The following is a 24,017-nucleotide window of genomic DNA, read 5'->3' as shown; positions in this document are numbered from 1 at the left end:
GGGTGCTTAACGATCCCCGCTTTGCCACCGAAGTCGAACTGACCATTCCCTTCCACGACGTCGATATGATGGGCGTGGTCTGGCACGGCAACTATTTTCGCTATTTTGAAATCGCCCGCGAGGCGCTGCTGAACCAGTTTAACTACGGCTACCGCCAGATGCGTGATTCCGGTTACGTCTGGCCGGTGGTGGATACGCGGGTGAAATACCGCGATGTGGTGACCTTCGAGCAGCGTATCCGCGTGCGGGCGCACATCGACGAGTTCGAGAACCGCCTGCGTATCGTCTACCAAATTTTCGATGCGCAGACCGGCAAGCGCACCACTACTGGCTATACCGTGCAGGTCGCCGTCGATATCGCCAGCAAAGAGATGTGCTTCGTCAGCCCTGATATCCTGTTTGAACGAATGGGGGTGACGCCATGAAATTCTGGCCGCTCGTCGTCCTGCTGCTGGCCCCGATGGCACAGGCCATTACCCTGGATACGCTGCAACAGCGCTTCACCCAGCAGCCGGTTATCCGCGCGCACTTTGAACAGACCCGCACCATCAAGGATCTGCCGCAGCCGCTGCGCTCTTCCGGCGAAATGCTGATCGCCCGCGACACCGGGCTTTTGTGGGATCAAAAAACGCCGTTTCCGATGCAGCTGATGCTGGATGACGCGCGGATGGTGCAGTCGGTCAACGGCCAGCCGCCGCAGGTCATTACCGCCGACAACAACCCGCAGATGTTCCAGTTAAACCATCTGCTGCGCGCGCTGTTTCAGGCCGACCGCAAGGTGCTGGAGCAAAATTTTCGTATCGATTTTCAGGACAATGGCAATGACCGCTGGACGCTGCGCCTGACGCCCACCACCACGCCGCTGGACAAAATTTTCAGCTCCATCGACCTGGCGGGACAGCAATATCTTGAAAGCATTAAACTTAATGACAAACAGGGCGATAAAACAGATATCACGCTCTCGCAGCATCGCCTGACCCCGACCACATTAACCGATGACGAACGCCAACGTTTTGCCGCCCGCTAAGGCCCGCACGCTCGCCCTCACCTGGGGCGCTATTTGCCTGCTGCTGCTCGGCCTGCTCTGCGCGCTGCTGCCCGGCGCACGACTGAACAGCAGCGTGCTGGCGATGCTGCCGAACCAGACGCTGGGGGTTATTCCCCCGGCGCTGAATGACGGCTTTTTACAGCGGCTGGATAAACAACTGGTCTGGCTGGTGAGTTCCGGTAAAAGCGCCGACCCGGACGTGGCGCAACGCTGGCTGTCGCTGCTGGAAAACTCAGAGCAGCTTAGCGATGTGAAAGGCCCGATGGACGCCAGCCGCCAGCAGGCGTGGGGCGCCTTTTTCTGGCAGCACCGCAACGGGCTCATCGACAGCGCCACCCGGGCGCGGCTGGCGCACGGCGGCGAGGCGCAGGCGCAGTGGGTCCTTTCCCAGCTGTACTCGGCGTTTTCCGGCGTCAGCGGTAAAGAGCTGCAAAACGATCCGCTGATGCTGACGCGCGGCGCGCAGCTGGCGATGGCGCAGAACGGCCAGACGCTGCGGCTGATGGACGGCTGGCTGGTCGCCCAGGACGCGCAGGGCAATTTCTGGTATCTGCTGCACGGCGAGCTGAAAGGGTCGTCGTTTGATATGCAGCAGACCCACGCGCTGGTCACGCGACTCTCCGCGCTGGAGGCCGAGCTGAAGGCCCAGTATCCGCAGGCGCAGTTGCTCTCCCGCGGCACCGTTTTTTACAGTGATTACGCCAGCCAGCAGGCGAAACACGACATCTCCACCCTCGGCGCAGCGACGGTGCTGGGTGTGATTTTGCTGATCCTCACTGTGTTCCGCTCCCCGCGCCCGCTGCTGCTGTCACTCCTGTCGATCGCCATCGGCGCGCTGGCGGGCACGGCAGTCACGCTGTTGCTGTTCGGCGAGCTGCACCTGATGACGCTGGTGATGAGCATGAGCATCATCGGCATTTCTGCGGATTACACGCTCTATTACCTTACCGAACGCATGGTGCACGGCGAGTCGACCTCGCCGTGGCAAAGCCTGGAGAAAGTGCGCGGCGCGCTGCTGCTGGCGCTACTGACCACCGTTGCCGCCTGGCTTATCATGCTGCTTGCCCCCTTCCCCGGCATTCGCCAGATGGCGGTTTTTGCCGCCGCAGGGCTGAGCGCCTCCTGCCTGACGGTTATCTTCTGGCACCCTTACCTGTGCCGCGGACTGCCGGTACGCCCGGTACCGGCGATGGCGCTGCTGCTGCGCTGGCTGGCGGCATGGCGGCGCAATAAAACGCTGATCGTCGGTCTGCCGCTGGCGATGGCGCTGTTTTCGCTGGCCGGACTTGCGCTAATGCGGGTGGATGACGATATATCCCAACTGCAGGCGTTGCCGCAGCACCTGCTCGCGCAGGAAAAAACCATTACCCAACTGACCGGCCAGAGCGTCGATCAGAAGTGGTTTGTGGTCTGGGGAGACAGCCCGCAGCAGACGCTGGAGCGGCTGGAAGCCTTTACCCCGGCGCTAGCTCGCGCACAGCAAGCGGGGCTTATTTCCCATTACCGTACGGTGCCGCTGAACTCTATGACGCGCCAGCAGGCCGATCTCAGCCTGCTGCGCGAGGCGGCCCCTGCTATCGCCCGGGCGCTGCAGGATGCGGGCGTACAGCGCGTGGCGCCGGATCTCACGCCGATGCCGGTGAGCGTTGACGACTGGCTCGCCAGCCCGACCAGCGAAGGCTGGCGCCTGCTGTGGCTGTCGCTGCCGGACGGCCGCAGCGGCGTGCTGGTGCCCGTCGACGGCGTAACGCATAGCGCAGCGCTCAACGCGCTTGCCGAAAGCGCCACCGGCGTGGTGTGGGTCGATCGCAAAGCCAGCTTCGACACGCTCTTCGCCCTGTACCGCCTGCTGCTCGGCGGCCTGCTCGGCATCGCGCTGCTGGTGATCGCCTGCGGCGCTATACTGCGTCTTGGGATACGCAAAGGGTTGATAAGCCTGCTGCCATCGCTGCTGTCGCTGGGCTGCGGCCTGGCGACGCTGACCGTGACCGGCCATACCGTCAATCTGTTCTCCATGCTGGCGCTGGCGCTGGTACTGGGGATCGGCATTAACTACACGCTGTTTTTCAGCAATCCGCGCGGCACGCCGCTCACTTCCCTGCTGGCGGTGACGCTGGCGATGATGACGACCCTGCTCACGCTGGGCATGCTGGTCTTCAGCGCGACCCAGGCGATCAGCAGTTTCGGCATCGTACTGGTCAGCGGCATTTTCGCCGCGTTTGTCCTCTCGCCGCTGGCGATGCCGGTGAAAAACCGAAAAACCAATAACAAAAAAGAGAAAGCACGATGATGATACGCCCTCTTTGCCGCGCCTTCGCACTGGGCGCCGCGCTTATCCTGGCTGGCTGCAGCCATTCGTCGCCGGACAACGGCCGCCCGCAGGCGTGGCTGGCGCCGGGCGTCAACGTGACGCTACCGCCGCCGGGCATCACCCCAGCCATCAGCTCGCAGCAGCTATTGACTGGCCGCTTCAACGGCCAGAGCCAGTCATTGCTGGTGCTGCTCAATGCCGACGACAAAAAACTCACCCTTGCGGGGTTATCATCCGTCGGCATCCGCCTGTTTCTCGCCACCTATGACGACCGGGGTATCCACACCGAACAGTCTGTCGTGGCGCCGCAGCTGCCGCCCGCAAGCCAGGTGCTGGCGGATGTGATGCTCAGCCACTGGCCACTCAGCGCCTGGCAGCCACAGCTGCCGAAAGGCTGGACGCTGCTCGATAAGGGTGATAAACGTGAACTTCGCGACGCGCGCGGCAGGCTGGTGACCGGAATTACCTACCTGCAACGCAAGGGGAAACGCGAACCTGTCAGCATTGAGCAGCACGCATTCAACTACCACATCACCATTCAATATCTGGGCGACTGACATGATCTTTATTTCTGCCGCAGGCATGATAAACGCACTGGGCAACGCGCCGGATGAAATAGCCCGCAACCTGACGCGCGGCGTCGCGCCGGGTATGCGCCTGCGCGAAGGCTGGCTGCAGGGGGATATCCCGGCGGTGCTGGGTGGGGTGGAGGGAGAATTACCCGCGATTCCGGACGCCTTTGCCGATCACCGCAGCCGCAACAACCAACTGCTGCTGGCGGCGCTCGCCCAGATCCAGCCGCAGGTGGATGACGCTATCGCCCGCTACGGTCGCGACAGGGTAGCGGTGATTATGGGCACCAGCACCTCCGGGCTGGACGAAGGCGACCGTCACGTAACGACAACGCTGAATCATCTCGACGGCTCCCGCTGGCGCTACCCGCAGCAGGAGCTCGGCGACCCGTCGCGTTTTCTGCGCAATTGGCTGCGCCTTTCCGGCCCGGCCTACACCCTTTCCACCGCCTGCTCCTCCAGCGCGCGTGCGATCATCAGCGGCAAACGCCTGATAGAGGCGGGCCTGGCGGACGTGGCTATCGTCGGCGGGGCGGACACCTTAAGCCGGATGCCGGTCAACGGTTTTCACAGTCTGGAGTCGCTCTCGCTCACCCGCTGCCAGCCCTTCAGCCGCGACCGCTGCGGCATCACCATTGGCGAGGGAGCCGCGCTGATGCTGCTGACCCGCGAACCACAGCCGGTCGCCCTGCTCGGCGTCGGCGAATCCAGCGACGCCCACCATATTTCCGCGCCGCACCCGCAGGGCGAAGGGGCGATTCGCGCCATTCGTCAGGCACTGGCGGATGGCGGACTGACGCCGGATGACGTGGGCTACATCAACCTGCACGGCACCGCCACGCCGCTGAATGACCGGATGGAGTCGCAGGTGATCCATGCGCTGTTCGGCGCCAGTGTCCCGTGCAGCTCGACCAAACATTTGACCGGCCATACGCTTGGCGCCGCCGGTATTACCGAAGCGGCACTGTCAATGCTGATCCTGACGCGCGACCTGCCGTTGCCGCCGCAGGATTTCAGCCAGTCGCCGTATGACGATACGCTGCCCGAATGCGGCATTTTGCGCGCCGCACAGGCGCTAGCGCGCCCGACCCTCCTCTCCAGCTCGTTTGCCTTCGGCGGCAATAACGCCGCTATTCTGTTAGGGAGAACCGCATGAGCGCCTACCTTTCTCCTGACAGTTATCTGCCGCACGATGCGCCGATGCTGCTGCTTGAGCAGGTCATTGAGGTCAGCGACACCCATGCGCATTGCCGGGTCAGCGTCTGCGCCGACGGCGTACTGGCGCCGTTTCTGGATGATGACGGCAACCTGCCGGGCTGGTACGCGCTGGAGCTCATCGCCCAGACCGTCGGCGTGTGGTCAGGCTGGCATCGCCTGCATAATGGCGATAGCGCATCCTCGCTCGGCATGGTGCTGGGCGCCCGCGATTTACGCTGCAGCGCCGGACTCTTTACCGCAGGCGCCATACTGGATATCACCGTTCAGTGCTTGATGCAGGACGCACGTTTAGCCAGCTTTGACGGCACGATTGCCTGCGCTGGCGAGACGCTCGCCCACGGACGCGTGACCACTTTTCAGCCCACAGAGGCTGAGCTTTCAACGTTGTTTCAACAGGGACTCACATCATGAACCGTTCTGTTCTGGTTACCGGGGCCAGTAAGGGCATTGGACGCGCCATTGCGCATCAACTGGCCGCCGATGGTTTTACCCTCGGCGTGCATTACCATCGCGACGACGCGGGCGCGCGCGAAACGCTGCAATCCATCGAACATGCGGGCGGTACGGGGCGCCTGCTGCAGTTCGACGTCGGCGATCGCGAGCAGTGCCGTGCCGTGCTGGAAGACGATATGGCGCAGCACGGCGCCTGGTACGGTATCGTCAGCAACGCGGGGATTACCCGTGACGGCGCCTTTCCGGCGCTCGGCGACGATGACTGGGACTGCGTCATCCATACCAATCTCGACAGCTTCTATAACGTCATCCACCCTTGCATCATGCCGATGATCGGCGCACGCAAAGGCGGGCGCATCGTGACGCTCTCCTCCGTTTCCGGGGTAATGGGCAACCGTGGCCAGGTCAACTACAGCGCCGCCAAGGCGGGCATAATCGGCGCAACCAAGGCGCTGGCGATTGAGCTGGCGAAGCGAAAAATCACTGTGAACTGCATTGCGCCTGGTTTGATTGATACCGGGATGGTCGCCATGGAAGAGGCCGCGCTGAACGAGGCCATGAACATGATCCCAATGAAACGCATGGGCCAGGCGGAGGAAGTCGCCGGGCTTGCCAGTTATCTGATGTCTGACATCGCAGGCTATGTTACCCGCCAGGTGATCTCCATCAACGGGGGGATGCTATGACCCGTCGCGTCGTGATAACCGGTATGGGCGGCGTAACCGCCTTTGGCGATAACTGGCAGAGCGTCTCGCAGCGACTTCGCGACTACCGCAATGCGGTGCGCAAAATGCCGGAGTGGCAGGAGTACGACGGGCTGCATACGCTGCTCGGCGCGCCGATTGACGATTTCACCCTTCCCGCCCACTACACCCGCAAGCGCATCCGGGCGATGGGCCGCGTTTCGCGGCTCTCCACCCGTGCGACCGAGCTGGCGCTGGAGCAGGCAGGGCTTATCGATAACCCGGTGCTGACCAACGGCGAAACAGGAATTGCCTACGGTTCGTCGACCGGCAGCACCGGACCGGTGAGCGAGTTCGCCACCATGCTGACGGAAAAGCACACCAATAACATCACCGGCACCACCTACGTGCAGATGATGCCGCACACCACGGCGGTCAACACCGGGCTGTTCTTCGGCCTGCGCGGACGCGTTATCCCGACCTCCAGCGCCTGCACTTCCGGCAGCCAGGCGATCGGCTATGCCTTTGAGGCGATCCGCCACGGCTATCAGACGGTGATGGTCGCAGGCGGCGCGGAGGAGATCTGCCCGTCGGAAGCGGCGGTCTTCGATACGCTGTTCGCCACCAGCCAACGCAACGACGCGCCCGAGGCGACCCCCTCGCCGTTTGACGCCCGCCGCGACGGTCTGGTGATCGGCGAAGGTGCTGGCACGCTTATCCTTGAAGAGCTCGAACACGCCAAAGCGCGCGGCGCGACTATATTCGGGGAGATAATCGGCTTCGCCACCAACTGTGATGCCGCGCATATCACTCAGCCGCAGCAGGAAACTATGCAGATTTGCATGGCGCAATCTTTGCGTCAGGCCGGGCTTGCGGCCCAGGATATCGGCTATATTTCCGCTCACGGCACCGCCACCGATCGCGGCGATATCGCGGAGAGCCACGCTACCGCCGCCGTCTTCGGCAACCGGACGCCCATCTCCTCGCTGAAGAGCTATTTTGGCCACACGCTGGGCGCCTGCGGCGCGCTGGAGGCGTGGATGAGCCTGCAAATGATGCGTGAAGGCTGGTTTGCGCCGACGATAAACCTGCGGCAGCCTGACGAACAATGTGGCGATTTGGACTACATTATGGGAGAGTTACGCGCAATTGATTGCGAGTTTTTGCAAAGCAACAATTTTGCCTTTGGCGGGATCAATACCTCGATTGTCATTAAGCGTTGGGAGTAACGATGTATCGGCTGTTTCTCGGGAAAATATCGACGCTCTGCGTCGCCGACCTGCCACCGGCGCTGTCCGGGCTGGCGCCGGAAGGCGTGCGCCGTAACGCGTGGCTGGCAGGCCGCGCGCTGTTGTGCCATGCCGTCTCACCGCTGCCGGACATTTTTTATAGCGACCAGGGGAAACCTGATTTTGCCGAGGAGCTGCCGCTGTGGTTCAACTTAAGCCATAGCGGCGACGATATCGCCCTGCTGCTGAGCGACGAAGGTCCGGTCGGGTGCGATATCGAAGCCATTCGCCCGCGCCCGCACTGGCAGCAGCTGGCTAATGTCGTATTCACCGCCAATGAGCACGACGAAATCGAGCGGGAGCAGCAGGAACACCGGCTGGCGGTGTTCTGGCGGATCTGGACGCGAAAAGAGGCCATCGTGAAGCAGCGCGGCGGCAGCGCCTGGCAGATAGTCAGTATCGACAGCACCGCGCCGTTGCATCTGCACGTCAGCGACTACCAGACCGCCGGGTTAAGTCTTGCGGTCTGTACGCCGACGCCGTTTAGTGTTTCACATGCGATGATTGAGGTTGTGCACGGCCTGACGGCATAAAAATCACCATCACGCCGGCCATAATAATAAGCACCCCGGCGAGGCCCTGCCACGAAAAGGCGTCGTTCTGCAGCCGCAGCGCCGTGACCCAGACGGTGATATAGCTCAGGCTTAGCAACGCGTAAGCTTTCGCCAGCGGCAGCCGTTTTAAGGCAAAGAACCAGCAGACCATCGACGCCAGATAGCCGCACAGCCCAAGAAACAGCGAAAACGTCCCGGCCTCGCCGTGCAGCAGATGCATCAGCACCGCCCACAGATCCGCCACTGGCGGCAGCTGCAGCATCGCCGAGCGCAGGATCAACTGCGCGGCGCTGGTTAGCGCAACGCTCAACAGCGCCCAGATAAAGCCCATCAGTAGCTTCCTCCGAGCACCACAATACCGACAATAATCATCCCAACGCCCGCCCAGTGATGAACCGATACCGGCTCACGCCAGATATAGCGCGCCGCCAGCGTCACCCAAACGAAGTTCAGGCTCAGCATAGGATAAGCGATGCCCACCGGCACGCGCTGTAATACCACCAGCCACATCGCCATGCCGCTACCCAGCGCCAGCAGCGCCAGCCCAAGCCACAGGGCGATATGCCGACCACGCCGCCCGGATTTCGCCGGGCGGGTGGCCTGCTTCTGACAAAGTTGCCCAATACAGCTCAGCAGGCTTGCCAGTAGCAGGGAGAGGGTCGTTATCATTGCGGCAGATACTGCACAAAGGCCATGCGACTCAATGTGTAGACATTGTCCGGTTTCGGTAGCCCCAGGTCTTCAAGCTTCTGCCCTTTCTTCAGCTGTAAGACCAGCGAAATTGGCCCTTCAGCCCGATGCGCTGCCAGCCATGTCTCGAAGTCGCTTTTCGGCAGAAAACGATCTTTCGCATCAGGATAGTCCAGACCGTATTCCAGCTCGCCATGCTCGCTGAACATCATGATATCGCTGCGCTTAAGCTCCCACGCCAGTCCGGCGGCGATACCCACGCTGTTAGACATCACGTAACGGCTCGGGGCTAACTGCTCGCTCACAATATCGGTGATGAACTGCGGCTGCTTGCTGTCGATAATCCTGTCGGGGATGGCGAAACCGATCAGCAACCCCAGCGCTAGCGGGCAGCAGGCGGCCAGAGTCCAGCGCTTCACGCCGTCGCGCAGAGAGAGCCACCCCACCAGCGCCCAGGCGCCAAACGCCACCGCCGCCAGCAGACACTTATACAGCTCGATGTTGCTCCACACCGGTTTGGACAGGAAGCCCCACGGCGAGACCACCAGCACCGCCACCAGGCCAATCAGACCGAAGCCGATGTTGATATAGCCGTTCACGCGCAGCACCTTCGCCCCACGCTCAACCGCCGCCAGCGCGTAGCGCGCCATCAGGATTGCCAGCGGTGCAAAGCACGGCAGGATATAGGTCGGCAGCTTGCCCTTGGCGATGCTAAAGAACAGGAACGGCATCACCACCCATCCCAGCAGGTAAAACGCGCCATGCTCAGAACCGCGCCCCTTCCAACCGGTTTTCAGCGCCCCCGGCAGCAGCGCCAGCCACGGCAGGCTGCCGGCAATCAGGAACGGAATGTAGTACCAGAACGGCGCTTTATGCTGCGCATCGCTCTGGGCGAAACGCTGGATATGCTCCACCCAGAAGAAATAGCGCCAGAAATCCGGCTCGCGCTGCGCGATAGCCAGCCCCCACGGCAGCACCGTGAGCACGCAGACCACCACCGCCAGCCAGCCGTACAGCAACACCTCTTTCCAGCGTTTTTGCATGATGACCCACGGCAGGACGCCGATCACCGGCACCGCCAGCGCCAGGAAGCCTTTGGTCATCACCCCCATACCGCAGGCAACGCCAAGCAGGACATAGCCGCCAATTTTACCGCCGCGGGTTTGCGCCTGCGACGCGCCCCAGAAGCTGCACATCGCCAGCATCAGCCACATCGCGATCATCGGGTCGAGCACCGCATAAGTGCCGATGCCATAAACCAAAAACGCGGTCAGGAAAATCACCGCAGAGAGCAGTGCCGTGCGTTTGTCCTGCCAGATTTTCCAGGCAAGCCACGCCACCATCGCCGCCGTGCAGGCAGTGGCGAAGACAACGCCAATGCGCACGCCGAAATTGTCATGCCCGAACAACCACTGCCCGATGCTGTTGATCCAGTATCCGGCAATCGGTTTCTCAAAATAACGTAACCCGAGGAAATGCGGCACAATCCAGTCGCCAGAGGCCAGCATTTCGCGGCTAATTTCCGCGTATCGGGTCTCATCGGGCTGCCATAGCAAGCGAGAATTTAATGGAACGAGGTAATAAAGCGCGTATAAAAACAGCAGAGAAGCGCTAAAACGTAAAGATTTCATAGACCTTCGCTCAACAATTGTTCCTGTCCAAGCCAGCCTTCACGGCCAGCCAGTTCACCACGCACCACTTTGCCGACAGGCAGGGTGCTGAAATCTTCAGGTAGCAGTTGGCTAAGCGGGCAAAACGTAATGCCTTCGCGAGCCGCCTGGCTCAACAGGGCATCAAACTGATCCGCGCCGATAATCCCTTCTACTTCCGCATGGATCGTGTAGACCGGCACACCGTTATCTTTATGAATACAATCAATCAGATAATCGTTGAAATCCTCTACACTGACTTTACTACCTACGACTTCATCCCAGGTCGGTAACGTCACCGGGATCTGTACGGTACCCGTCACTCCCTCGCCTAACGTCGGCAGGAAAGGACGCGTCCCGCGACAGTCGCTGTTGTAAAGAAAACCGAAGCGCTCTTTCGCCTTCACGACGCGCTGATCGGCACGCCAGCCCGCGACCGCCGAGCAGGTGACGCTGCTGCCGGTAATGGTTTCCAGCGCCTGCAAACCGCGCTCAATTTCCTTTTCCAGGTGCGCCTGATCCCATACGCCGCTCCACATTTGCCAGCGGTGATGATCCCAGGCATGCAGACCAACTTCATGCACCTTCGCCGTATTACGAATAATATCGGCGTTGGCAAAGCCAATGTTTCTGCCAGGCCAGGCGGTGCCGGCCAGCAGAATATCCCACCCGTAGAGCGATGCCGCGCGCGAGCGCAGCATCTTCCACAGGAACCTCGGCTTGATCAGGCGCCAGAGATGGCGCCCCATGTTGTCCGGTCCGACGCTGAAAAAAAAGCTGGCCTGAATGTCGTGCCGGCGAAGAGTCTCCAGCAGGCGCGGAACGCCTTCGCGGGTGCCGCGAAAGGTGTCCACATCAACGCGTAAGCCAACTTTTCTCATCATTTAGCGCTATCCGACAGCTCAACGGTGCGCAGGAAGAAGTCCAGCGTCTCTTCAACGGTCTGCTGCATTTCTACCGTCGGTTCCCAGTCGAGGCAGCGCTTGGCGTTGCGAATGCTCGGCTTACGGTGCTCAACGTCCTGGTAGCCTTTACCGTAGTAGTCGCTGCTTTCCACTTCGCGGAAACCGGCAAACGGCGGGAAATTGTTGCGCAGCGGATGACGCTCGAAGCACTCCAGCAGCATTTCAGCCAGCTCTTTGATGCTCGCTTCGTTGTCCGGGTTACCGATGTTGATGATCTGCCCGTCGCAGCGGCCGTCTTTGTTCTCGATGATGCGGAACAGCGCTTCGATACCGTCAGAAATATCGGTGAAGCAGCGCTTCTGCTTGCCGCCTTCGATAAGCTTGATCGGCGAACCTTCAACCAGGTTGAGGATAAGCTGGGTGATGGCACGGGAGCTGCCGATACGCGCGGCGTTGAGGTTGTCCAGACGCGGCCCCATCCAGTTAAACGGACGGAACAGAGTGAATTTCAGATCCGCTTTGTCGCCGTAGGCCCAAATCACGCGGTCCATCAGCTGTTTAGAAACCGAGTAGATCCAGCGCTGCTTGTTAATCGGCCCAACGACCAGGTTCGAGGTGTCTTCATCGAAGCTGTTGTCAGTACACATGCCGTACACTTCAGAGGTGGACGGGAAAATGATGCGCTTGTTGTACTTCACGCAGTCGCGAATGATTTTCAGGTTCTCTTCGAAATCCAGTTCAAACACGCGCAGCGGGTTACGGGTATATTCGATTGGCGTCGCGATCGCCACCAGCGGCAGAACGACATCACATTTCTTGATGTGGTACTCGATCCACTCGGAGTGAATGCTGATATCCCCTTCCACGAAATGGAAGCGCGGGCTGTTGAGGAAACGGCTGATGGCGTCAGAGCCGATATCCAGACCGTAAATCTCGTAGTTGTCGTCAGCCAGCAGGCGTTCAGTCAGGTGGTTGCCGATAAAGCCGTTCACGCCGAGGATCAGCACGCGGGTGCGACGCTTAACCGCCACGAACGGACGGCTGCTCAGCAGCGCGCCGCCCACCAGACCCAGCGCCTGCGCCAGTTGAGCGCCCTGCATGTAAACGCCGTTCTCGCTCTGGCCGGTCACGATTTCCAGCGCGCCTTCGCCACAGGCGATCGTCAGCGGCGCAACGGACAGCACGGTGCCCGGCTTCGCAGCAGCCAGGTCATGACGAACGCGGGATTTCCAGACGATAAACTTGTTGGTGCCCACAAAGCCAAACGCGCCCGGCCACGGATCGCTCACCGCGCGGACCAGATTGTGCAACTGCCCGGCGGATTTTTCCCACTCCAGACGACCATCTTCCGGCGTACGACGGCCAACGTAGGTGGCCTTGCTGTCGTCCTGAGCGGTTGCTTTGATTTTGCCGTCACGGATTGCCGGAAGCGCGTCGCGCAGCACGGTCTGCGCCGCGGTGCACAGCTTACGGTGCAGTGTCAGCGCGACGTCGTTATCGTCGATAGCCACCACTTCTTGCGCCACGATATCGCCCGCATCGGCGCGGTTCACCATACGGTGCAGCGTAACGCCGGTCTCTTTTTCACCGTTCACCAGTACCCAGTTCAGCGGCGCGCGACCGCGATATTTCGGCAGCAGGGAACCATGCAGGTTGAACGCGCCGTGACGCGCGATGCTGAGAACGTCGTCGCTCAGCAGATTACGGTAGTAGAAAGAGAAAATGACGTCCGGCGCCATCGCGCGAATACGATCGACCCACAGCGGGTGGTTAACATCTTCCGGGGCATAAACGGTAATTCCTTGCTCGGCCGCCAGACGCGCAACGGAACCAAAGAAATGGTTCTCGCCGCTGTTGTCCGGGTGAGTAAAGATCGCCGCGATGTCATATCCAGCGTCCAGCAGGGCCTGTATACCTGCGCAGCCCATGTCGTGATAGGCGAATACAACAGCTTTCATGAACGATTTTCCTCTTCAGAAGCCAGGGATTCCTGGCGAACAACACGTTGAATAAAGTAGCGGGGACGGGCACGTACGTCGTTGTAAATACGACCAATATATTCGCCCAGAAGCCCCATACCGACGAACTGCGCGCCGATAAACATAAACAGGATGGCAAACAGCGTGAAGACGCCGTCGCCCGCCCACTGCGGGCCAAATGCCAGACGCAAAACGACCAACAGGAGAGAAAACCCAAAACCAAACAACGCGATGATGCTGCCCACAACGCTCAGCAGGCGCAGCGGCGTGGTGGTCAGACAGGTCACCAGGTCATACATCAGGTTGATAAGACGCATGAAGCTGTATTTGGAATCGCCAAACTCACGTTCGGCATGCATCACCGGGATCTCCACCGCGCGACGGGCGAAGGTGTTCGCCAGAATCGGGATAAAGGTGCTGCGCTCGTGGCAGTTCAGCATCGCTTCGACGATGTGGCTGCGATAGGCGCGCAGCATGCAGCCGTAGTCGCCCATCGCTTTACCGGTGGTGCGCTGAATCAGGCGGTTGATCATCTTCGATGCGGTTTTACGGAACACGCTGTCCTGACGGTTCTGACGCACGGTGCCGACGACGTCATAGCCTTCATCGGCTTTTTCCACCAGGCGGGGAATCTCTTCCGGCGGGTTTTGTAAGTCGGCGTCGAGGGTAATGATCAGGTCGCCAGTCACGTGGCTGAACCCGGCCATGATCGCCGAATGCTGACCGTAGTTACGGTTGAGCAATACGGCAACCACATGGCTGCCCGGCGCTTCGGCGGCGTCGCAGAGCATGCGCGCGGAGTCGTCGCTGCTGCCGTCATCCACCAGCAGGATTTCATAATCCCGGTTAAGCAGGGCGCAAGCGGCATCGGTGCGGCGAATAAGCTCAGGCAGGCTGTCCTGTTCGTTAAACACCGGAATAACAATCGATACTTTCTCGATCTTAGGAGATTCAAACATATCAACGACCTGCAAGCTTATGAAGTGCGGAAACAACGCGAGTGACATCGTCGTCGGTCATATCCGGGAAAAGCGGTAATGAACAAATGCGGGCGCTGTTCCACTCCGTGTTTGGCAAAGAGAGCTCCGGATAGCGTTCGCGGTAATACTTTTGCGTATGGGCGGCGCGGAAGTGCAGGCCCGTACCGATGCCCTGCGCTTTCAGCTGTTCCATCAGCGCATCGCGGCTGATGCCGCAGCGTTCTTCATCCACGCGGATGATAAACAGATGCCAGGCATGCTGGTGCGGCCAGCTCGGCAGCGACAGCGGCAGGAACGGCGTATCCGCCAGCTCTTTCAGATAGCGCTGGGCGATTTCGCCGCGGCGCTGATTGGCCTGCGGCAGCTTCTTCAGTTGCACCAGCGCCAGCGCGGCGTTGATGTCGGCGAGGTTGTATTTAAAGCCCGGGGAAATCACCTCCGCCTGCGGCGCGCGGCCGTGCGTCTGGCGATCGTAGGCGTCGACGCCCAGACCGTGGAACTTCAGGCTGCGAATGCGGTTCGCCAGCTCGTCGTTATCGGTGACAATCAGTCCGCCTTCGGCGCAGGTCATGTTTTTAATGGCGTGGAACGAGAAAATAGCCGTCCCCTGCCCGCCGACGTGGTGGCCTTTGTAGTAAGTGCCCGCCGCGTGCGCCGCGTCTTCAATAACCGGGATGCCGTGACGTTCGCCAATGGCGCGGATCGCGTCGATCTGCGCAGGCGCGCCGGCGTAATGCACGGGAATAATCGCTTTCGTGCGCGGGGTGATAGCGGCTTCGATAGCCTCCGGGGTGACCATCAGGGTATCGCGGTCGACATCGATCATCACCGGTCGGGCGCCCAGCAGCTCGATCATATTGAGGGTGGAAACCCAGGTCAGAGACGGTGAGATAACCTCATCGCCAGGCCCAATATTCAGCGCCATCAGGGTGACATGCATCCCGCCGGTGGCGGAACTGACCGCAATCGCGTGGCGGTTGCCGGTCAGGGCGCAGAACGCCTCTTCCAGCTGCTGGTTCTTTGGACCCGTGGTAATCCACCCGGACTGCAGCACCTCTTTCAGCGCAGCGAATTCTTCCTCGCCCATTGAGGGGCGGGAGAAGGGCAAAAATTCACTCATATTTTTCCTTACCCTGTTTTTTAGGATCTTAATTCCGCAACCATCCTGCGCCCACAGAGTTAAACGAAGTAAAAATAAAAGGTCTGGAAGACCCTACATTTGTTCAAGCAAATGTAACCTGACGCAAATTATCGCAGTTAGCTTAGGATAGTCTTAAGAATAAAGAAACACGATAAACCAAAAACACATTCTAGACCCATTTCAACAAGTTAGCACGCTTATCTATTCATCTTATGCGTGCGCATACGACGGAAAAACCGCATCAAAAATGGCGGTATGAGCACCGGATTATCAATATCAACAAAACATCAATGAGATTCGAAAAACAAGTTTTTATAGAGGATGAAATCACAATATTAGTATTTAATTTTGCATTGCCCGCCGTAAATATCCTTCATTCACTACCGCTTTCAAACGCTATGCTCAGTGATATGTGACACAGATCAACTAAAAGGTCGGTTTACCCTTATTTTCCCCTAAGCGCAGCCTGGTTTATCAACCGTTGATAAACCAGCGGAAACTTACGCTTTCCCGCTAATTTGGCCTCCCTATAATGTCGGCTCATTTTAACGATCTCGTTATGGCGAGGCTCCTGTGCAAATATAAGTTACCGCCCTGATGGTATCGAGAGAGACCACACAGGGAAATACAGGCATCCATCGAATCAAGGTGTTGCCAAGGTAACTTCTTTTGGCGTAACCCGCCGTGAGATACGTTGTACAGTGCTAAAACCAGGACGTAGGGATCCGCTTTTGCTATTCCTGTCTTGTTCGCCCCTATGAGAGATTTCAATAGGGAAATACATCAATGTCTCAGCGCCAGTTATGCGCCGTTCACCCGGCAAACGCCGCGTTTGATGGCGACGCTATCGCCCAGTACATGCGTACTGATTTCATCTCCTTACCCGACCATCTGAACGTGCATGAGGCGCGAGAGACGTTTATCTCTCAGTTGCACGCTGACGATATCCCCGGCCACGTGTTCGTCGTCGCCGGGGAGACGCTGCGCGGTATTTTATCGATTAAAAAACTGCTCCAGGAAAGCGACCCGGGGCTATCCATCCGCTATCTGATGGACAGCAACCCCTTTCGCGTCAAGCCGGACGACGAGCGCCAGCAGGTTATATTGCAGTTGGCGGAGCGCGATCTTGACCTCGTGCCCGTCGTCGAGCGGGACATCCTGGTCGGTTGTCTGATGGAAAAAGAGATTGCCCACCTGCTGGAGGACGACGTTACCGAAGACGTGCAGCGCCAGGGCGCTACGCTGCCGCTGGAAAAGCCCTATCTGGAAACCAGCCCGCTGACGCTGTGGAAAAAGCGCTCGGTCTGGCTGCTGCTGCTGTTTGTGGCGGAGGCCTACACCAGCAGCGTGATTCAGCATTTTGAGGCGTCGCTGGAATCGGCTATCGCGCTGGCGTTCTTCATTCCGCTGCTGATAGGCACCGGCGGCAACAGCGGCACGCAGATAACGTCCACCCTGGTACGCGCAATGGCGCTGGGGGAAGTGCGTCTGCGCGATATGGGGCGGGTTATCCGCAAAGAGGTGTCGACGTCACTGCTTATCGCGCTGACCCTCGGTCTGGCAGGATGCGTACGCGCCTGGATGATGGGTATCGGCGCCGACATTACGCTTATCGTCAGCCTGACGCTGGTGTGTATTACGCTGTGGAGCGCAGTGGTCTCCTCGGTGATCCCAATGGTGTTAAAACGCGTGGGGATCGACCCGGCGGTCGTCTCTGCGCCGTTTATCGCCACGCTTATCGACGGTACCGGGCTGATTATCTATTTCAAAATCGCTCAGCACTTCCTCGGGCTGAACTAACCGTTGTCGGTCTGGCCGCTCCAGCGGTCAGACCGACATGTCCGGCCCCCGGCTACGCCCCGGCCGGTTTCACAAAGGCGATGCACAGCGGACGAAGCGGCTTCGCGTTGTCTTCCCGAAACATCATCTGGCGAACCGTGTCTATCCGGAGCGTCGGCCAGGGCGTTAGCGCCGCCTGAAATCGCTCCTGCTCGCAGGTGATCCCCAGCCGCCCGACCAGCAGCGCCCCCTGCCGCTCGATTTGCGCTTGCATGATATGCACGTTGTAGACATTAGGCTGCGTATCGTTATCCCACGGCGTTATCGTCAACGGGCGAGACGGGGCGTAAAACGTCAGCCACTGCGACCAGTATTCTCCGCCGACATAGCGCAATGGCGCGCCGTAACGCTCCTGCCACTGCTGACTCAACTGTTGGCTAAAGGGAATGATATTGCTTTTATCCTGGCCTGCATTCGCCACGTTCCCCCACAACACGCCGATGTATCCCGCCAGCACCACGCCCGCCATGCCGAACAGCGAGACAGTGACGCCGCGCGGCAGGCGTTCAGGATGGCGGCTGGCGCAACTGACCATCAGCGCGGGCGTCAGGATAAAGAACGGCTGTAGCCACTCCGTCAGGCGACCGCCCTGATGAAACAAAAACCAGGCGAAAATCATCATCAGAGGCAGCAAATAGACCGCCAGCATCACCCGCAGCGCCCACGATTCCGGGAGCACGAGACGGACATTGCAGCGCCGGAGCACCCACCACAGAATCAGCAGAGGATAAAAGACGGTGAGCGCCTTAATGACCAGCGCGGGGTTAAAGCGATTTTTAATCTGCGAGTTGACCCAGCTAAAGGCGGCAAAATCGTGCTGACACAGCCAGATAATGTTGGGCAGAATCAGCAACAGGCCCAACAGCAGAGCGCCATAAAACGCGGGGTGTCGGTAGCACGCGCGGATACGCGGCACCATAAGCGTCGATAAAAACACAAAACCGACAAACGCCAGCGTCGAGTACTTCGCCATGGACGCCAGCCCGGCAACGACGGCAAACGCCAGCCACCAACAGGCATGACGCGTAATGGCGAGATAAAAGCACAGCATCATCCACGGCCACAACATCACCAGCAGGTAGTTATCGTTGTAGCTGATAATATCGAAGTTGATGAGACCGGAAAGGTTGAGCGTCAGCAGCGCAAGCCAGGCCAGCCGGTCGCTACCGCTCAGGTTTCGGGCGAGGACCCAAACGCCCGCCATGCCAATGGCTATCGCCAGAAAATGGCTGGCGTACCAGTACAGGCTCAGCGACACAGGCAGCCACAGCGCGGGCCACATCGCCATGCCAACCAACCAGGGGTTTTTCGGGGAGCCCCAGTCCGCATTCTGCGCCCAGCTCAGGGCTTCAACGGCATCGTAAGGTACCGTGGGATCAAGCCCAACGGTGGCAAACGTCCACAACAGCGCATATCCCAGCACCCAGACCGCCACGACACGACCACGCATTCCATTCTCTCTACATTAATCACAACAGCACATGTCATTAATATAGGCAGTCGCAGCTAAATGTGGGGCAAACCAACCCTGGGTTGGTTTGCCCGGTGTGTTCTGCACACCAGAACGCAGCCGTTATTCTAACAAACGACGGTGCAACGCTTTGACCGCGCTGTCTGCGGATTCCGCCGGGAGCAGGAAGCAAAGATTGTGGTTGGACGCGCCGTGACAAATCATGCGCACCGCGTGTTGCTCCAGCTCAGCAAAAACCTCCTGGCACACCGCCGTCGACTGAGACAGCGCGTTGCCAATCAGCGAAACCAACACCAGACCGGTCTCGACGTCAACATGGCAGTGCGACGACAACTCGGTGAGCAGCGCGGTGGTCAGCGTATCGGCGTCTCCTGACGTTGAGCTGGTGGAGTCAAGGATCAGCGCGATGCTGGTTTCCGAAGTGGTGACCAGATCGAGCGCCATTTCGTGACGCGACAAAATCCCAAATATATCCGCTAAAAAACGGTGCGCAGGCTGCGCCTTAACGCTGGATAATGTTAACAGCGTCTGACGGCGGCGCACGGCCAGGGCGCGATAGCGCGATGGCTCCAGCACATCACGGCAAACCAGCGTTCCGCCCGCTGAGGGGTTGCTGCTGGAGCCGACAAACACCGGAATGTTCTTGCGCATCGCGGGCAGCAGGGTTGCCGGATGAAGCACTTTGGCGCCAAAGGTCGCCATTTCTCTGGCTTCAGAGAACGAGAGGTTATCAATACGTTTCGCCCGGGCGACGATCCGTGGATCGGTGGTGTAAATCCCGGCGACATCGGTCCAGATATCCACACGTGAGGCCTGTAATGCCTCCGCCAACAGGGACGCGGTGTAATCACTGCCGCCGCGGCCGAGCGTCGTGGTTTGCCCTGCCGCATCGCTGCCGATAAAGCCCTGAGTCACCACCAGCGCCTGTTCGAGGCGTGGGCGTAACCGTTTTTCCGCCAGCTCGGCGATGACGCTTATCGCGGGTACCGCGCAGCCAAACGTATCATTAGTGCGGATGACTTTGCGGGCATCAAACCACTCGGTCTCCACTTCTTGTTCACGTAATACTTCCACAAACAGCAGGGAAGACATGAGCTCACCGTGACTAACCAACTCATCGCACAACGCGGCTGAGCAGGAATCGGCCGCCATTTCAGCCAGGCGGCTAATATTGTCGAGCAGACGATCGATCTCCTGACCAATGGCGTCAGGCTGCTTCAGGCGTGAAATGATGTTGTATTGCAGGATGCGCAGGGTTTCAATTTTGTCCAGTCGAACGTGGCTTTCCAGACCGGAAGCAAGTTCGACTAACAGATTAGTGACGCCAGCAGAGGCAGACAGCACCACCAGGCGAACGTTTTTATCAGCAAGGACGAGGGTGGCGCTACGGCTCATCGCGTCAAAATCAGCGACGCTGGTGCCGCCAAATTTGGCAACGATGATGTGTGGATAAATGCGAGTCATAACAATCTCATATCAGGGCGCCATACTCATATGGCATGAAAATTTTCATTTCGGCATAAGGGAAGTGCTCTTCACCTTACGAAACGTCCGCCCGCGAACATTTCTGCTTAAAACCCAGGATTCTGCTCCCGTTGTCGATAACCTGTGTTGCCGCTCACGGGTTGCCGGGTGTGATGCGTATGAATTGCTAAATAGTGACTTCCTTTTTTCGTTTTGCGATTTTTAAGGCGGGCATAGTAAGTGATTTAATCCGCTGAATCGATATTTTCCTCAACATTTACGATAAGCCAATGGAAAATATCATTATTTAATGGAGAGTTGCTGGCGAAGTTTGCTTTAAATAACGTTCTAATAACATTAAAAATTCATAACTATTAAAAATTGAGTTTTATCATGGCGTTGTACACAATCCAGCCAGTCATCATCCCGCAACAGAATTGGTTACAATTCATACGCCAACACCGCCGCCAGAAAACACCATTTTGTCATTGATTTTTAAAGAAAATGACATAAAAACCCACACAAAAGAAAAGATTGAGTCCGTTGCTGAAAACGCATATATTAGCCGCGTTTTTTACCCCCTATTTAAACCCTTATTCAACCCGGAGTTAAAACAACGCCAGGTTGTAGGAGAGATATGATGACGGATAAAGTCCGTATTGATTCTTTGAGTGCTAATTCATTACCGCAAAGCAATGAGACCTTTTTAGCCAGACAAGCTGAGTTTGAATCCAACGTCAGAAGCTATCCGCGTAAATTGCCGTTGGCGATTGCGAAAGCACAGGGCGTCTGGATTACCGATGTTGAAAATAAACAATATCTTGACTGTCTTGCGGGCGCCGGAACCCTGGCGCTGGGCCATAATCATCCTGATGTGATTCAAAGCATCCAAAGCGTCATTACCAGTGGCTTACCGTTACATACGCTTGACCTGACCACGCCGTTAAAAGATGAGTTCTCCGCTTATCTGCTCTCTCTGCTGCCAGGTCAGGGCAAAGAATATTGCCTGCAATTCACCGGGCCTTCCGGCGCGGATGCCGTTGAAGCGGCGCTGAAGCTGGCGAAAAAAGTGACCGGCCGTTCCGGCGTGATCAGCTTCTCCGGCGGTTATCACGGCATGACGCATGGCGCGCTCTCCGTGACCGGCAACCTGTCGCCGAAAGAAGCGGTGAACGGCATGATGCCGGAAGTGCAGTTTATGCCTTACCCGCACCTGTACCGCTGCCCGCTGGGTATTGGTGGCGAAGCTGGCGTGAAAGCGCTGACTTACTACTTCGAAAACTTGATTAACGACGTGGAAAGCGGCGTGCGTAAACCGGCTGCCGTTATCCTGGAAGCCGTGCAGGGCGAAGGCGGCGTAAACCCGGCGCCGGTCGAGTGGCTGCAGCGCATCCGTAAAGTGACTCAGGAACACGGCATTCTGCTGATTCTTGACGAAGTCCAGGCGGGCTTCGCCCGTACCGGCAAGCTGTTCGCCTTCGAACACGCCGGTATCGAGCCAGATATCATCGTCATGTCCAAAGCGGTTGGCGGTGGTTTACCGTTGGCGGTACTGGGCATTAAAAAACAGTTCGATGCCTGGGCGCCGGGCCACCATACCGGTACCTTCCGTGGCAACCAGCTGGCGATGGCGACCGGCCTCACCACGCTTAAGATCCTCAAAGAAGACCGCATCGCCGATAAAGTCGCTGAACAGGGCGAATGGCTGAAAGGCAAACTGGCTGAAATGCAAAAACGTTTCCCGGTTATCGGCCATGTACGCGGCCTGGGCTTAATGATTGGTATTGAAATCGTTAAACCGCAGGAAGCGCAGGATCACATGGGTTGCTACCCGGCGGACGGCGAGCTTTCCGCGTTGTTGCAGAAAAAATGCTTTGAAGCCGGTCTGATCCTCGAGCGCGGCGGCCGTGGCGGCTGCGTGCTGCGTCTGCTGCCGTCGCTGCTTATCAGCAACGCCGAGCTGGAGATTTTCCTCGATAAGTTTGAAACCGCGCTGCTGAATGCTGGCGTGAAGCCTGTTTAATCGGAGCCAATGAGCGAATGTCTGATTTAAATCCGATTCTGTCCGGCTCCGCGCAAAGTATTGCCGCCTATCAGGACGCCATTGAGCAGAGCACGCAAGCAGTTGTGCAGTGGCTGAAGCAACCTGAGATGTATCAGGGCAAAACCGTCGCGGAACTCCGTGAGCGCATCAATTTAGCGTTTACCGCGCAGGGCCTGGGCAACCAGGCCGCCATTGAGCGCGCCGTTGAGTATTTCCTCAAAGACAGCCTGTCCGTACACCATCCGCAGTGCGTGGCGCATCTGCATTGCCCGAGCCTGGTCATCAGCCAGGCGGCGGAAGTGCTGATTAACGCCACCAACCAGAGCATGGATTCCTGGGACCAGAGCCCGTCAGCGACCATTATCGAGATGAAGCTGATTGAGTGGCTGCGCGAGCAGGTAGGTTACCCGGCGGGCGACGCCGGGGTCTTCACCAGCGGTGGTACGCAAAGCAATCTGATGGGCCTGATGCTGGCGCGTGATGCCTTTTTCGCCCGCCAGGGCCACTCCGTTCAACTGCATGGCCTGACCGGTAACCTCAGCAAAATTAAAGTGTTCTGTTCTGAACACGCGCACTTCTCTGTGCAGAAGAACATGGCGCTGATGGGGCTGGGTTATCAGTCCGTTACGCTTGTGAAAACCGATAAATTCTCGCGGATGGATCTCAACGATCTGACGGAGAAGCTGGCGCAGGCGAAAGCCAACGGCGAGCAGGTGATGGCGATTGTCGCCACCGCAGGCACCACCGATGCGGGCGCTATCGATCCATTAGCCGACATCGCCGCGCTGGCCGCTGAACAGCAGATTTGGGTGCATGTGGATGCGGCCTGGGGCGGTGCGCTGCTGCTGTCTGAGAAGTATCGCCACTTCCTGAATGGCCTGGAGCTTGCGGACTCGGTCACGCTGGACTTCCACAAGCAGTTTTTCCAGACCATCAGTTGCGGCGCGTTCCTGCTGAAAGATGCGCGTCATTATCAGCTGATGCGTTACCAGGCGGCGTACCTGAACTCTGACTTTGACGAAGAGCATGGCGTACCGAATCTGGTCTCGAAATCGCTGCAAACCACGCGCCGTTTCGATGCGCTGAAACTGTGGATGGGCCTGGAAGCGCTGGGTAAAAAGCAGTATGCCGACATCATTGATAAAGGCGTAACGCTGGCGCAACAGGTCGCGCAGTTTGTGACTGAGCAACCGCAGCTGGAGCTGGTCATGCAGCCGCAGCTGGCGAGCGTACTGTTCCGTTTCCGCCCGGAAAACGGCGACAGCGCAGGCGTTGCGTTGCTGAACCAGCGTATCGGCGATGCGCTGCTGGCCTCCGGCAGCGCCAACGTTGGCGTAACGGAAGCTGACGGCGTGACCTGCCTGAAACTGACGCTGCTCAACCCAACCGTGTGCCTTGAGGACGTAAAAGTTCTGCTGGCGAGCGTGATGGCCTGTGGGCAACAGCTACAGCACGCCTGATTGCTGCTGAAGTGAAAAAAGCCGACAACAGCGATGTTGTCGGCTTTTTTATCTTTGTCATTCCGTCCCGGTAAGCGCCTGCGCACACGCCCAGGCGGAGGACCACGCCCACTGGAAATTGTAACCGCCGAGCCAGCCGGTCACGTCCATCACCTCGCCGATAAAGTACAGCCCCGGCGCCTTGCGGGCTTCCATGGTGCGCGACGACAGCTCATTCGTATCCACACCGCCGAGCGTCACTTCGGCGGTGCGATAGCCCTCGGTGCC

At 58.7% G+C, this 24,017-nt stretch carries 22 protein-coding genes and 1 riboswitch; of the genes, 12 read left to right on the top strand and 10 right to left on the bottom strand.

The window, feature by feature from the left end; genetic code table 11:
• Positions 1-2: 2 nt before the first annotated feature.
• Genes JO226_RS09085 through acpT form a run of 9 tightly spaced genes read left to right on the top strand, consistent with a single transcriptional unit; the run spans position 3 to position 8,107 of the window.
• On the top strand, positions 3-425 hold the full coding sequence (locus JO226_RS09085) for a thioesterase family protein (protein ID WP_293547620.1): 423 nt from the start codon (positions 3-5) through the stop codon (positions 423-425).
• Entirely contained in the window at positions 422-1,027 is a 606-nt protein-coding gene (locus tag JO226_RS09080; RefSeq protein WP_293547617.1) for an outer membrane lipoprotein carrier protein LolA, read from the top strand. Before JO226_RS09085 ends, JO226_RS09080 begins: the two co-directional genes overlap by 4 nt.
• Positions 996-3,338: an MMPL family transporter gene (locus JO226_RS09075; RefSeq protein WP_293547614.1), complete on the top strand. Its 2,343-nt coding sequence runs from the start codon at positions 996-998 to the stop codon at positions 3,336-3,338. Before JO226_RS09080 ends, JO226_RS09075 begins: the two co-directional genes overlap by 32 nt.
• Positions 3,338-3,916: a DUF3261 domain-containing protein gene (locus JO226_RS09070; protein WP_293547659.1), complete on the top strand. Its 579-nt coding sequence runs from the start codon at positions 3,338-3,340 to the stop codon at positions 3,914-3,916. The genes JO226_RS09075 and JO226_RS09070 overlap by 1 nt, the downstream gene beginning before the upstream one ends.
• A 1-nt stretch (position 3,917) precedes the next feature.
• The gene (locus JO226_RS09065) at positions 3,918-5,087 is read left to right on the top strand and encodes a beta-ketoacyl-[acyl-carrier-protein] synthase family protein (protein WP_293547612.1); all 1,170 of its coding nucleotides are present in this window, start codon (positions 3,918-3,920) and stop codon (positions 5,085-5,087) included.
• Positions 5,084-5,560, top strand: coding sequence for a 3-hydroxy-fatty acyl-ACP dehydratase (locus JO226_RS09060; RefSeq protein ID WP_293547610.1), 477 nt, complete (start codon positions 5,084-5,086; stop codon positions 5,558-5,560). The genes JO226_RS09065 and JO226_RS09060 overlap by 4 nt, the downstream gene beginning before the upstream one ends.
• Entirely contained in the window at positions 5,557-6,288 is a 732-nt protein-coding gene (locus tag JO226_RS09055) for a 3-ketoacyl-ACP reductase FabG2 (protein ID WP_293547608.1), read from the top strand. Before JO226_RS09060 ends, JO226_RS09055 begins: the two co-directional genes overlap by 4 nt.
• The gene (locus JO226_RS09050; protein WP_293547605.1) at positions 6,285-7,514 is read left to right on the top strand and encodes a beta-ketoacyl-ACP synthase; all 1,230 of its coding nucleotides are present in this window, start codon (positions 6,285-6,287) and stop codon (positions 7,512-7,514) included. The genes JO226_RS09055 and JO226_RS09050 overlap by 4 nt, the downstream gene beginning before the upstream one ends.
• Positions 7,515-7,516: 2 nt before the next feature.
• Positions 7,517-8,107, top strand: coding sequence for a 4'-phosphopantetheinyl transferase AcpT (gene acpT, locus JO226_RS09045; RefSeq protein WP_293547602.1), 591 nt, complete (start codon positions 7,517-7,519; stop codon positions 8,105-8,107).
• On the opposite strand, the gene arnF is transcribed toward acpT, so the two are convergent.
• From arnF to arnB, 7 genes are read right to left on the bottom strand one after another with little or no spacing between them, the layout of a single operon-like run.
• A complete protein-coding gene (gene arnF, locus JO226_RS09040; RefSeq protein ID WP_293547599.1) occupies positions 8,058-8,459 on the bottom strand; it encodes a 4-amino-4-deoxy-L-arabinose-phosphoundecaprenol flippase subunit ArnF in 402 nt (133 codons plus the stop codon). The two genes, acpT and arnF, sit on opposite strands and share 50 nt — an antisense overlap.
• Positions 8,459-8,797, bottom strand: a complete 339-nt coding sequence (gene arnE / locus JO226_RS09035; protein WP_293547596.1) for a 4-amino-4-deoxy-L-arabinose-phosphoundecaprenol flippase subunit ArnE — start codon at positions 8,795-8,797, stop codon at positions 8,459-8,461. The genes arnF and arnE overlap by 1 nt, the downstream gene beginning before the upstream one ends.
• The gene (gene arnT, locus JO226_RS09030; protein ID WP_293547593.1) at positions 8,794-10,449 is read right to left on the bottom strand and encodes a lipid IV(A) 4-amino-4-deoxy-L-arabinosyltransferase; all 1,656 of its coding nucleotides are present in this window, start codon (positions 10,447-10,449) and stop codon (positions 8,794-8,796) included. The genes arnE and arnT overlap by 4 nt, the downstream gene beginning before the upstream one ends.
• Complete coding sequence (arnD, locus tag JO226_RS09025; protein WP_293547657.1) at positions 10,446-11,348, bottom strand: 4-deoxy-4-formamido-L-arabinose-phosphoundecaprenol deformylase; 903 nt, start codon at positions 11,346-11,348, stop codon at positions 10,446-10,448. Before arnD ends, arnT begins: the two co-directional genes overlap by 4 nt.
• The gene (gene arnA / locus JO226_RS09020; protein WP_293547590.1) at positions 11,348-13,330 is read right to left on the bottom strand and encodes a bifunctional UDP-4-amino-4-deoxy-L-arabinose formyltransferase/UDP-glucuronic acid oxidase ArnA; all 1,983 of its coding nucleotides are present in this window, start codon (positions 13,328-13,330) and stop codon (positions 11,348-11,350) included. Before arnA ends, arnD begins: the two co-directional genes overlap by 1 nt.
• The gene (gene arnC / locus JO226_RS09015) at positions 13,327-14,310 is read right to left on the bottom strand and encodes an undecaprenyl-phosphate 4-deoxy-4-formamido-L-arabinose transferase (protein WP_293547588.1); all 984 of its coding nucleotides are present in this window, start codon (positions 14,308-14,310) and stop codon (positions 13,327-13,329) included. The genes arnA and arnC overlap by 4 nt, the downstream gene beginning before the upstream one ends.
• Before the next feature lies 1 nt (position 14,311).
• Positions 14,312-15,451, bottom strand: coding sequence for a UDP-4-amino-4-deoxy-L-arabinose aminotransferase (gene arnB / locus JO226_RS09010; protein ID WP_293547586.1), 1,140 nt, complete (start codon positions 15,449-15,451; stop codon positions 14,312-14,314).
• Between the two features lie 567 nt (positions 15,452-16,018).
• Positions 16,019-16,202: riboswitch (M-box (ykoK) riboswitch) on the top strand.
• Positions 16,203-16,258: 56 nt separating this feature from the next.
• Between arnB and JO226_RS09005 the strand changes: the two genes are divergently transcribed.
• Complete coding sequence (locus JO226_RS09005; RefSeq protein WP_293547583.1) at positions 16,259-17,272, top strand: magnesium transporter; 1,014 nt, start codon at positions 16,259-16,261, stop codon at positions 17,270-17,272.
• Positions 17,273-17,324: 52 nt separating this feature from the next.
• On the opposite strand, the gene JO226_RS09000 is transcribed toward JO226_RS09005, so the two are convergent.
• Both JO226_RS09000 and lysC read right to left on the bottom strand, forming a co-directional pair.
• A complete protein-coding gene (locus tag JO226_RS09000; RefSeq protein WP_293547580.1) occupies positions 17,325-18,761 on the bottom strand; it encodes a glycosyltransferase family 39 protein in 1,437 nt (478 codons plus the stop codon).
• A 123-nt stretch (positions 18,762-18,884) separates the two neighbouring features.
• Positions 18,885-20,246 carry a lysine-sensitive aspartokinase 3 gene (lysC, locus tag JO226_RS08995; protein WP_293547577.1) on the bottom strand — a complete coding sequence of 454 codons (1,362 nt, stop codon included), beginning with the start codon at positions 20,244-20,246 and terminating at the stop codon, positions 18,885-18,887.
• A 637-nt stretch (positions 20,247-20,883) separates the two neighbouring features.
• On the opposite strand from lysC, the gene JO226_RS08990 reads away from it, so the two are divergent.
• Both JO226_RS08990 and JO226_RS08985 read left to right on the top strand, forming a co-directional pair.
• The gene (locus JO226_RS08990; RefSeq protein ID WP_293547574.1) at positions 20,884-22,269 is read left to right on the top strand and encodes a diaminobutyrate--2-oxoglutarate transaminase; all 1,386 of its coding nucleotides are present in this window, start codon (positions 20,884-20,886) and stop codon (positions 22,267-22,269) included.
• Between the two features lie 17 nt (positions 22,270-22,286).
• Positions 22,287-23,750: an aspartate aminotransferase family protein gene (locus JO226_RS08985; RefSeq protein ID WP_293547572.1), complete on the top strand. Its 1,464-nt coding sequence runs from the start codon at positions 22,287-22,289 to the stop codon at positions 23,748-23,750.
• A 57-nt stretch (positions 23,751-23,807) separates the two neighbouring features.
• On the opposite strand, the gene JO226_RS08980 is transcribed toward JO226_RS08985, so the two are convergent.
• Positions 23,808-24,017 (bottom strand): NAD(P)/FAD-dependent oxidoreductase (locus JO226_RS08980; RefSeq protein ID WP_293547569.1); only part of this gene is annotated, 210 nt, incomplete at its 5' end.

It is taken from the genome of Pluralibacter sp., from assembly GCF_019237635.1.
GTDB lineage: Bacteria > Pseudomonadota > Gammaproteobacteria > Enterobacterales > Enterobacteriaceae > Enterobacter_B.
The sequence above is the reverse complement of the archived record's forward strand: the minus strand, read 5'-3'. Positions and strand labels throughout refer to the sequence as shown.

Excerpts from the sequence above, each read along its gene's own strand:
- arnF (WP_293547599.1), bottom strand. The coding sequence starts at position 8,459 with ATGGGCTTTATCTGGGCGCTGTTGAGCGTTGCGCTAACCAGCGCCGCG.
- JO226_RS09070 (WP_293547659.1), top strand. The coding sequence starts at position 3,338 with ATGATACGCCCTCTTTGCCGCGCCTTCGCACTGGGCGCCGCGCTTATC.
- JO226_RS09060 (WP_293547610.1), top strand. The coding sequence starts at position 5,084 with ATGAGCGCCTACCTTTCTCCTGACAGTTATCTGCCGCACGATGCGCCG.
- arnD (WP_293547657.1), bottom strand. The coding sequence starts at position 11,348 with ATGAGAAAAGTTGGCTTACGCGTTGATGTGGACACCTTTCGCGGCACC.
- acpT (WP_293547602.1), top strand. The coding sequence starts at position 7,517 with ATGTATCGGCTGTTTCTCGGGAAAATATCGACGCTCTGCGTCGCCGAC.
- lysC (WP_293547577.1), bottom strand. The coding sequence starts at position 20,246 with ATGACTCGCATTTATCCACACATCATCGTTGCCAAATTTGGCGGCACC.
- arnA (WP_293547590.1), bottom strand. The coding sequence starts at position 13,330 with ATGAAAGCTGTTGTATTCGCCTATCACGACATGGGCTGCGCAGGTATA.
- JO226_RS09055 (WP_293547608.1), top strand. The coding sequence starts at position 5,557 with ATGAACCGTTCTGTTCTGGTTACCGGGGCCAGTAAGGGCATTGGACGC.
- JO226_RS09050 (WP_293547605.1), top strand. The coding sequence starts at position 6,285 with ATGACCCGTCGCGTCGTGATAACCGGTATGGGCGGCGTAACCGCCTTT.
- arnE (WP_293547596.1), bottom strand. The coding sequence starts at position 8,797 with ATGATAACGACCCTCTCCCTGCTACTGGCAAGCCTGCTGAGCTGTATT.
- JO226_RS09000 (WP_293547580.1), bottom strand. The coding sequence starts at position 18,761 with ATGCGTGGTCGTGTCGTGGCGGTCTGGGTGCTGGGATATGCGCTGTTG.
- JO226_RS09065 (WP_293547612.1), top strand. The coding sequence starts at position 3,918 with ATGATCTTTATTTCTGCCGCAGGCATGATAAACGCACTGGGCAACGCG.
- JO226_RS09075 (WP_293547614.1), top strand. The coding sequence starts at position 996 with ATGACGAACGCCAACGTTTTGCCGCCCGCTAAGGCCCGCACGCTCGCC.
- JO226_RS08985 (WP_293547572.1), top strand. The coding sequence starts at position 22,287 with ATGTCTGATTTAAATCCGATTCTGTCCGGCTCCGCGCAAAGTATTGCC.
- JO226_RS09005 (WP_293547583.1), top strand. The coding sequence starts at position 16,259 with ATGTCTCAGCGCCAGTTATGCGCCGTTCACCCGGCAAACGCCGCGTTT.
- arnC (WP_293547588.1), bottom strand. The coding sequence starts at position 14,310 with ATGTTTGAATCTCCTAAGATCGAGAAAGTATCGATTGTTATTCCGGTG.
- arnB (WP_293547586.1), bottom strand. The coding sequence starts at position 15,451 with ATGAGTGAATTTTTGCCCTTCTCCCGCCCCTCAATGGGCGAGGAAGAA.
- arnT (WP_293547593.1), bottom strand. The coding sequence starts at position 10,449 with ATGAAATCTTTACGTTTTAGCGCTTCTCTGCTGTTTTTATACGCGCTT.
- JO226_RS08990 (WP_293547574.1), top strand. The coding sequence starts at position 20,884 with ATGATGACGGATAAAGTCCGTATTGATTCTTTGAGTGCTAATTCATTA.
- JO226_RS09080 (WP_293547617.1), top strand. The coding sequence starts at position 422 with ATGAAATTCTGGCCGCTCGTCGTCCTGCTGCTGGCCCCGATGGCACAG.